Genomic DNA, 4776 nt, shown 5'->3' with positions numbered 1-4776 from the left:
TTACCTGCCGGGCGGGTAGGACGCGTTCCAGTTCTTCGAGGCTGACTCGATTTGCCGCCATGGTTCCTCCTGCTGAGGGTCCCATCGTTCATGCGTCAGCCTCTAATGTTCACTCTGTTTACCACTTTCGACAACTGTGGGGTGCCCCCCGCACCTTTGTGGCGCGGGCCTGGCGTGCTCCGTGCGTTCCGTGTATCCCCACAATGAGCACGTTTCGAGGCTTGAGCACAAGTACCACGAGCGCCGGACCCGTTCCGCGCGCCCCCGGAGCCCCCCCCGCGGGGGCCCGGATCCCGTCCCGTACCCCCCCGCGATGACGCTGCTGCCACTGCTGGTCATCACGGGGCTCATCGCGCTCACCGCCCTGTACGTGGCGGCCGAGTTCGCCGCCGTGAGCGTGCGGCGCAGCCGCATTCGCCAGCGCGCCGAGCAGGGCGACGCGGCCGCGCTGCGCCTGCTTCCCTACCTGGACGACCCCCAGGCGCTCGACAGCTACATCGCAGCCTGCCAGATCGGCATCACCCTTACCTCGCTCATCATCGGCGCGTACGGGCAGGCGTCCATGGCGGGGCCGCTGGCCGGCGTCCTCCGGCAGATGTTCGGCATGTCCGAGAGCGGGGCGCGCTCCACGGCGGCCGGCATCATCCTGGTCGTCCTCACCGTGCTGGCCATGGTGCTGAGCGAGCTGGTGCCCAAGTCGCTGGCGCTGCAGTTCCCCACGCAGGTGGCGCTCAGGACGTCGCTCCCCATGCGCTGGTCGCTGGTGGTGTTCTCGGTGTTCATCCGCTTTCTGAACGGAAGCGGCAACCTGGCACTTCGCGCCATGGGTGTCCAGCCCGTGAGCCACCGGCACATCCACAGCCCCGAAGAGATCGACCTGCTGATCGCCGAAAGCCGCGACGGCGGGCTGCTGGAGCCCGACGAGCACCGGCGGCTGCGGCGCGCCCTGCAGCTGGGCATTCGCCCCGCGCGCCACCTGATGGTGCCGCGGCAGGAGATCGCGGGGGTGGAGATCGACACGCCGGTGGACCAGGTGCTGCTGCGCATGGCCCAGACGCCGTACACGCGCCTTCCCGTCTACCGCGGCGACATCGACCACGTGGAAGGGCTGCTGCACACCAAGGACCTGTTCCGCGGCTGGCTGGAAGGGGGCCGGGTGCGCTCCGTCCGCGAGCTCATGCGCCCCATCCTGATGGTGCACGAAAGCGTCACGGCCGACCGGCTGCTGACGCTGATGCGCGAGCGGCGCAGCCACGTGGCCATCGTGATGGACGAGTTCGGCGGGGTGGCGGGGCTGGTGACGCTGGACGACGTGCTGACGGAGGTGATGGGCGAGATCGCCGACGAGTTCCGCGTCAACGAGCCGCGCCCCGAGCGGCTGGACGACGGCCGCGTGCGCCTCCCCGGCTGGCTGCGGCTGGACGAGGCCGAGCCCTGGATCGGGATGCTGTGGGAGGGCGAGGCCGACACGGTGGGCGGGCGGGTGATGGAGGAGCTGGGCCACGTCCCCGAGCCCGGCGAGCGGCTGCGCATCGACGGGGTGCAGGTCGAGGTGGAGTCGGTGGCGGGGCACGCGGTGGCCTCCATCCTGGCCACGCCGTACCAGGACGAGCGGGCGGAGCGGGAGGGGCACGATGGATAAGCTGGTGCCCATCCTCATCATCACCGTGCTCATCCTGCTGAACGCGCTGTTCGTGGCGGCCGAGTTCGCGATCGTGGGCGCGCCGCGGGCCGCCATCGAGCGCCGCGCGGCCGACGGCGACGCGGTGGCGCGCATCGTCGCGGGGATCCTGCGCGATCCGCGGCGGCAGGACCGCTACATCGCCACGGCGCAGCTGGGCATCACCATCGCCTCGCTGGGGCTGGGCATGTACGGCGAGCACGTGCTGGCCGAGTGGATCGGCCACTCCCTGGAGGGGCTGGGGCCGCTCAAGGCGCCGGCCGCGCACACGCTGGCCAGCGTCCTGGCGGTCGCCATCCTCACCTACTTCCACATCGTGGTGGGCGAGATGATCCCCAAGTCGCTGGCGCTGCAGTCCGCCGAGCGCGCGGCGCTCATCGTGACGCCGGTGATGCTGGGGATTCAGCGGGTGGTGATCCTGCCGGTGATGCTGCTGAACGGCATCGGCAACGCGCTGCTGCGGATGGCGGGGATCAACCGCTTCGTGGCCAGCGGCGAGCACTACCGGACGCCGGAAGAGCTGCAGTTCATCGTCCGCGAAAGCCAGGCGGGGGGCATGCTGCGCAGCGAGAGCGCCGACGTGGTGCAGGAGCTCCTGGAGTTCGGCGAGCTGACGGCGGGGGAGGTGATGATTCCCCGGGTACGCTGCGTGGGCATTCCCGCGGGCGCGCCCTCCGAGGAGATGCTGCGCATCCTGCGGACGACGCCGCACACGCGCTATCCCGTGTACGAGGGAAGCATGGACCACATCGTGGGGGTGGTGCACATCAAGGACATCCTGCGGCGCATGCCCAACCGCCGCGCGCTGCGGCCGTCGGAGGTGCGCGAGGTGCCCTTCATCCCCGAGACGGCGGGGATGGACGCGGTGCTGGGGGCCATGCGCCGCGTCAACAGCCAGATGGCGGTGGTGATGGACGAGCACGGCGGCACGGCGGGGGTCATCACCATCGAGGACCTGTTCGAAGAAGTCGTCGGCGAGATCGAGGAGGGGTGGGCGCAGCGCCCCGGCGCCGACCGCGACCCCGAGGGCCGGCTGCGGGTGCCGGGGACCATGCGTATCGGCGAGGTGGGCGAGGAGCTGGACCTGGTGCTGGAGCACCCCGAGGTCGACACGGTCAGCGGGCTGGTCCTGGCGGAGCTGGACCGTCCGCCGGTCGTCGGCGACACGGTGGAGTGGGACGACGTGCGCTTCGAGGTGACGGCCACGGAGGGCCACGGCGTCACCGAGTGCGCCGTGACGCCCCTGCGGCCCCTGAACCGCCGGGCGGAGGACAGGGAGTAGGGGGGACCGGCATCGAACTGCGTCCGCGGGGCGCCCCCTCCGCTCGCGTATACGGAATCCGGGAAAACAACACCTTTTGGGGTACAGAGGAACAGAGTCAGACAGAGAAAGCGAGCTGAAATGTCAGCCAGGTTCCTCTGTCTGACTCTGTTCCTCTGTACGATCATTCTTTTTCAGGATCCGGTATTAGGCTCGCACCTCCCCCAAAACTGCTGGGGGAGGTTGGGTAGGGCGGGAGTTGGGTGGTTCGACGGATTTCGAGCTGCGTCCGAAAGGGGCCCCCTCTCCCGGCCTCTCCCCCGCAAACTGCGCGGGAGAGAGGTGACGCGCGCGGAATCTCCGGTGCGCTCCGGAGAAGGCGATGCGAGTACAGCCTGTCGGAGCGGGATCGAATTCTCCCCTTTCTCCCGCGCAGCGGGGGAGAGGGGCCGGGGGAGAGGGGGCCTCTCGGGCGCCAGTGCGATGCCGGCCGGCGATCCTCCCGCCTTGTCCAGAGGCGCTCCTTTGACGATCTTGAACCACCTTCCCCGCCGTTGTACGTAGAATCCGTCCGTTCCGCGCCCTCGCGTTCGGGCGTGCGGGGAGAACCCACGATCCGAGAGATCCCCATGTCCAGGCTCAAGCTGCAGGTGGAATCCATCCAGGTGGTGTCGTTCGAGCCCAGCGGGAACGCGGCCGGCGCGCCGGCCGAATCGCTCCAGTGCACCATCGACGACGACTGCATGGTGACGGGCGGCATCAACTCGTGCTGGTGCAGCGAGATCAACTCGTGCTGGTGCACCGAGGCCAATTCCTGCGACTGCCCCTGATCCGCGCCCGCACCCCGGCGGCCCCGGACCCCGCGTCCGGGGCCGTTCGCGTTCCGGGGAGGCGGCACGCGCGGAGCCGACGCCGTTCCGCGGAGCCCCGCCACGGGTTTCGTCGCTTTCCCCGGCCGCTTACATTCGCGCCCTCTTCCGCCACCGGGCGGAAGCATGGCCTGACCCGGACCCGAGAACGCCGCCGATGCCCACGCTTCCCAGCCGCGACGACGCGCTCGCGCTGATGCACCAGCACGTCCAGAGCGAAAGCCTGCGCCGCCACATGTACTCGGTGGAGGCCGCCTGCCGCGCCTACGCCCGCCGCTTTGGCGAGGACGAGGCGCTGTACGGCCTGGCGGGGCTGATGCACGACTTCGACTACGAAGAGTTTCCGGACGAGCACCCGGTACGCGGGGTGGAGATGCTGCGCGAGCGGGGGTACCCCGACGAGGTGTTGCACGCCATCCAGGCCCACTACGCCGCCCGCACCGGGGTGCACCCCACGACCCGTCTGGACCGCACCCTGCACGCCTGTGACGAGATCACCGGCCTGATCACCGCCGCGGCACTGGTGCGCCCCAGCCGCTCGGTGATGGACCTCGAGGCGCGTTCCGTGCTGAAGAAGATGAAGGACCGCGCGTTCGCAGCCGGCGTGGACCGGGCCGACGTGCTGCACGCCGCCGAAGAGCTCGGCCTCGAATTTGCGGAACATGTGGCGTTCGTCATCGAAGCCATGCGTGGGGTCGCGCCGCGGCTGGGGCTGGCCGGGACGGAGTGACGGCGGAGCGTCCTTCGGGACGTAACACTGTCCCGTTCCGCCACGGCGAAGGGCGTGACCAGGTGCAGGGGAGGAGGGATCGCGGAAAAGCTGATCCTGCCTTATTCACCCCAAACGCAATCCATGAGTCATAGATAGAAAAAACCCATGTCGCATCTTCTTGGGTTGCAGTAAGATGGGTGGTGTCGAAGCAACCATCCGTCCACAAGCCCGTGAATCTACGACATGGGTGACT

General features: G+C 69.3%; 4 protein-coding genes. All 4 read left to right on the top strand.

Annotation, left to right across the window (positions count from 1 at the left end; all coding sequences use genetic code 11):
- Positions 1–313 precede the first annotated feature (313 nt).
- The 4 genes from VGC13_RS15775 (at position 314) to VGC13_RS15760 (ending at position 4541) form a co-directional block, all read left to right on the top strand.
- Entirely contained in the window at positions 314–1642 is a 1329-nt protein-coding gene (locus VGC13_RS15775) for a hemolysin family protein (RefSeq protein ID WP_331126230.1), read from the top strand.
- Positions 1635–2963 carry a hemolysin family protein gene (locus VGC13_RS15770; RefSeq protein ID WP_331126229.1) on the top strand — a complete coding sequence of 443 codons (1329 nt, stop codon included), beginning with the start codon at positions 1635–1637 and terminating at the stop codon, positions 2961–2963. Before VGC13_RS15775 ends, VGC13_RS15770 begins: the two co-directional genes overlap by 8 nt.
- Positions 2964–3571: 608 nt before the next feature.
- Complete coding sequence (locus tag VGC13_RS15765) at positions 3572–3772, top strand: hypothetical protein (RefSeq protein ID WP_331126228.1); 201 nt, start codon at positions 3572–3574, stop codon at positions 3770–3772.
- A 196-nt stretch (positions 3773–3968) separates the two neighbouring features.
- On the top strand, positions 3969–4541 hold the full coding sequence (locus VGC13_RS15760; protein WP_331126227.1) for an HD domain-containing protein: 573 nt from the start codon (positions 3969–3971) through the stop codon (positions 4539–4541).
- Positions 4542–4776 lie beyond the last annotated feature (235 nt).

The sequence above is a fragment of the Longimicrobium sp. genome, assembly GCF_036399255.1.
Lineage (GTDB): Bacteria > Gemmatimonadota > Gemmatimonadetes > Longimicrobiales > Longimicrobiaceae > Longimicrobium.
Note: the sequence above shows the minus strand (reverse complement) of the source record. Positions and strands in the feature narration are given on the sequence as shown.

What these genes read in the sequence shown, in the direction of transcription:
- VGC13_RS15775 (WP_331126230.1), top strand. Translation starts at nt 314, where the DNA reads ATGACGCTGCTGCCACTGCTGGTCATCACGGGGCTCATCGCGCTCACC.
- VGC13_RS15770 (WP_331126229.1), top strand. Translation starts at nt 1,635, where the DNA reads ATGGATAAGCTGGTGCCCATCCTCATCATCACCGTGCTCATCCTGCTG.
- VGC13_RS15765 (WP_331126228.1), top strand. Translation starts at nt 3,572, where the DNA reads ATGTCCAGGCTCAAGCTGCAGGTGGAATCCATCCAGGTGGTGTCGTTC.
- VGC13_RS15760 (WP_331126227.1), top strand. Translation starts at nt 3,969, where the DNA reads ATGCCCACGCTTCCCAGCCGCGACGACGCGCTCGCGCTGATGCACCAG.